Origin of the sequence: Desulfonatronospira sp. MSAO_Bac3, assembly GCF_003838035.1 — a bacterium.
Taxonomy (GTDB): Bacteria; Desulfobacterota; Desulfovibrionia; order Desulfovibrionales; family Desulfonatronovibrionaceae; genus Desulfonatronospira; species Desulfonatronospira thiodismutans.
In genome coordinates this window covers 1-3,666 of sequence record NZ_QYZY01000365.1, presented here as the reverse complement: position 1 = coordinate 3,666, position 3,666 = coordinate 1, and the positions used below count along the sequence as shown (strand labels likewise).

The 3,666-nt window shown below is 52.8% G+C and carries 5 protein-coding genes; 2 read left to right on the top strand and 3 right to left on the bottom strand.

Annotated features, from left to right (window positions below; translation table 11 throughout):
- A partial coding sequence (locus D5S03_RS12805) for an NAD+ synthase (protein WP_287044308.1) occupies positions 1-1,353 on the top strand: 1,353 nt, incomplete at its 5' end.
- Between the two features lie 21 nt (positions 1,354-1,374).
- On the opposite strand, the gene D5S03_RS12800 is transcribed toward D5S03_RS12805, so the two are convergent.
- The 3 genes from D5S03_RS12800 to D5S03_RS12790 form a co-directional block, all read right to left on the bottom strand.
- On the bottom strand, positions 1,375-1,893 hold the full coding sequence (locus D5S03_RS12800) for a hypothetical protein (RefSeq protein ID WP_008871158.1): 519 nt from the start codon (positions 1,891-1,893) through the stop codon (positions 1,375-1,377).
- A 6-nt stretch (positions 1,894-1,899) separates the two neighbouring features.
- A complete protein-coding gene (locus tag D5S03_RS12795) occupies positions 1,900-2,118 on the bottom strand; it encodes a hypothetical protein (protein ID WP_008871157.1) in 219 nt (72 codons plus the stop codon).
- Positions 2,119-2,260: 142 nt separating this feature from the next.
- Positions 2,261-2,950: a TIGR04283 family arsenosugar biosynthesis glycosyltransferase gene (locus D5S03_RS12790; protein ID WP_287044306.1), complete on the bottom strand. Its 690-nt coding sequence runs from the start codon at positions 2,948-2,950 to the stop codon at positions 2,261-2,263.
- 132 nt (positions 2,951-3,082) lie between these two features.
- Between D5S03_RS12790 and D5S03_RS12785 the strand changes: the two genes are divergently transcribed.
- The coding region (locus D5S03_RS12785; RefSeq protein ID WP_287044305.1) for a thymidylate synthase family protein at positions 3,083-3,666 on the top strand (584 nt) is incomplete at its 3' end.

The following is a 3,666-nucleotide window of genomic DNA, read 5'->3' as shown; positions in this document are numbered from 1 at the left end:
CTGTTGGATAAAGGCCGGGTGATCAAGGTCTTCAGCAAGGTGCTTCTGCCTGAATACGACGTCTTTGATGAAAAGCGCTATTTTTGCGCTGCCGAGGCTCCGGGTGTTTTTGAGTACAAGGGGAAAGTAGTGGGGGTAAGCATCTGCGAAGACGCCTGGAATGATGATGATTTCTGGGAAAGGCCCAGGGGCGGGGTGGATCCCATGCAGGAACTGGCCCGGCAGGGGGCTGATATTATCATAAACATGTCCGCCTCTCCTTTCGGTCTTGGCAAGCACGGGATCAGGCAGGCCATGATGGGTTCCCTGGCGGTCAAGCACAGGGTTTTTTTCATATTCTGCAACCAGGTGGGGGGATTTGATGACCTGGTTTTTCCGGGAAGAAGCATGGTGTTCGGCCCGGATGGTAGCATCATGGGCAGAGGCAGGGAATTTGAAAGGGACGTATTTGTTTTTGATACCAGTAACCCCGCAAAAAGCGACAGCCATGAGCATGACCTTGACGTTCCGGCAGAGGCCTGGCGGGCACTGGTGCTGGGCACACGGGATTACGTGCGCAAAAGCGGGTTCAGCAGGGTGCTCCTGGGTCTTTCAGGAGGCATGGACTCGGCATTGACCGCGGCTGTGGCAGCATCTGCCCTGGGACCGGAGAATGTCACGGGAGTGCTCATGCCTTCACCGCATTCCAGTCCGGGCAGTGTAGACGACTCCATGAAACTGGCTGAAAGCCTGGGTATAAAGACTGTTACACTGCCCATCTCTTCCCTGATGCAGGGGTTTGACCAGGCCCTTAAAGATGTGTTTGCCGGGATGCAGCCTGATGTAACAGAAGAGAACATCCAGTCCAGGATCAGGGGCAACCTGCTTATGGCCATGTCCAACAAACTGGGGGACATGCTTTTAAATACCGGCAACAAGTCTGAACTGGCTGTGGGCTATTGCACCATCTATGGTGATATGGCCGGCAGTCTTGCTGTTCTGGCTGATGTGCCCAAGACCCTGGTTTATGACATTGCCAGGTGGCTGAGCACTAAGGGTGGGCCCGTTATTCCTGAAGCCATAATCAATAAGCCGCCCTCCGCAGAACTGCGCCCGGGCCAGAAAGACCGGGACAGTCTGCCTGAATACGACATACTGGATGAAATTCTTCGCCTTTATGTTGAAAAGGGGGCTTCAATGCAAGAGATCTGTACCCGGGGATTCGAGGCGGATGTGGTGCAAAAGGTCCTGGATATGGTGAACAGGTCTGAATTCAAGCGTTACCAGGCACCACCCGGGATCAAGATAACCGACGTGGCTTTCGGGCCCGGCCGGCGCATGCCTCTGGCCTCCAGGTGTTTGATAAAGGGCTGAAATTTATACCTGACCTCTAAATTAACCTGCTCCCTTGCCGTACTTCATAGGCTGCATCCAGGCAGCCTTTTGTTCCAGTTCCCATTCTGCCTTTCCGGCCTGTTCCATGAGCATCCTTAGAACCTGGTGAGCTTTGGCCCTGGAAAGCTTTATGCCGGTGATGGGAGTTTTATCCTCTGCAATCAAGCCGAGTATCAGGTGTTCATCCTGGGTTTCCACCTGGGCTTCCACTGCCAGGTATTTCTTGACTGCAGCCTTTTCCTGAGAAGCCTCGCTGCTGGATTGCTCTGATCTGCCCTGGGTGACGGCCGCGATGTGCTCCATCTGAAGGACTTCGTCAGGATCAGGGGATCTCTCGGCTGCGGGATGCGTTGAAGAAAGTTCGCTGCTCATTTTGTCCAGGAGCCTGGAAAGCAGCCTGCGCGTAATCATGGCTTCGCGGTCTTCTCCGGTTTGCAGGTGTCCGGTGAGGATCAGCCTGTCCTCCCTGGGGTCGTAGCCTATGGACAGCCTCTGGGCCTTGGGATAGGTGGTGGACATAAGCCTTTACTGCTGCTCCTGTTCCTGTTTCTGGGCTTTTAACTTTTCGTCCAGTTCCCTGAGGCTGCCGGCCAGGCCGTTTAAGAAACTGCTGGCCTGGGAGGCGGGAATGATCAGGGTGCCGGCCTGGATCTGCTCGTTGTCCGTTCCCTGCTGGGTAAGCTTTATGCGCAGGTTGCCGCTGGAAAGGGTGACTTTACTGATTCCATCTGCAAAAATGTGCATATCGGTCCTCTTCTTTAAGGGTGGATTATAATTCTGTCAGTTGAATGATGCAACACTGTGGTTATAAGAATGTATTACAAGGAAGAAGACGTCAAGCTTTGACTTTTTGAAAATCAGGTGGTTTTTTATCGGAAGTAGAAAACTACCTGTACATCCTGCATAATTTCTGCGGTGAAACTCCCAGGTGGTAGAGTATGCGTATCAGCCAGTTCCTGAGGGTACCCCGGGCAACTCCTTCACATTTCCATCTCCTGGCCGAGGTCATGGCTTTGTCCGGCAGGATTATGATTTTTTCCCCCATTTTTTTCAGCCTGGTCATCAGTTCTAAGTCCTCCATGATGGGTATATCTCTGAACCCGCCGCTTTCAGAAAATTTTTCTTTTGTGATGAATATAGCCTGATCTCCGTATGGAACGCGGGTTGCTGCTGAACGCAGGTTGGCTGCAGCTTCAACGAGCTTTAAGGACCATCTGGAAGAGTCAATACCCAGGGAAAATGCTCCGCCGGCCAGGTCCTGGTCCCTGAGCGCAGTCTGGATAAGTTCTGGAGCGCTCTCCGGCAGGGTGGTGTCAGCGTGAAGAAAAAGCAGGATTTTGCCCCGGGCCTTTGCTGCCCCGGCATTCATCTGCTGCCCCCGTCCACTGCCCGAGGCAGACCCGGATACTCCAGGGACATGCAGGGCAGACAGCGTTGTCCGGCCGGGATCGCCGTCAATAATTATAATTTCGTGCCTCTCAGCGGGGAAGATTTCTGTCAGCCGCCGGACAAAGTCATTGATGATCTGTTCTTCCCGGTATACAGGAATTATCACGGAAATATCAGGTTTGTTCACAGCTTTTCCAGGTAAAGTTTCCAATGGGTTGTCCTGTCTGCCACTCAGGAGCATTTGATTTTTGGGCCATAACATGACATGGTCCCGGGCTGTAACTAACTGATAAAAAATTATTCCCGGGGCTGCTTATTTATGGTTCAACACATCAGTATTACCGCCACAGACATTCCGGACGCCTGGTTTCAGGCTCTTTATGCCATTATTGATCATGGCTGCAAATATACCATCCAGCACGGATCCATGGTGGGCGAAGAAAGGCAGGAGTTCGACTATGTCAGCGTGCTCATTGAAAATCCATACATGGAGCCGTGGGACCGGATGCTGCCCCAGGTGCCGCCTCATCTGGGGATTCCAAATCCAGTGGAGAATGGTTACGTGGAACAGTACATGCCTTATCTCATGTCCCCCCACAAGGAACCCGGAGAGGATTATACCTACGGGGAGCGTATATACCAGCAGGTACTGTACTGGATTGGAAAATTCAACCAGACCTGGGCCACCAACCAGGCAATACTGCAGGTGGGCCGGCCGGAAGATCACCTTCTAAACGATCCTCCATGCCTGCGCCACATTGATATGCGCATTCGTGACGGTCGGTTGATTTTTTATCCATATTTCCGGTCCTGGGATCTGTGGGGAGGTTTCCCGGCAAACCTGGCCGGGATTGCCGTGCTTCAGAAATATATGGCGGACAGTATTGAAGGTGTAAGCCCAGG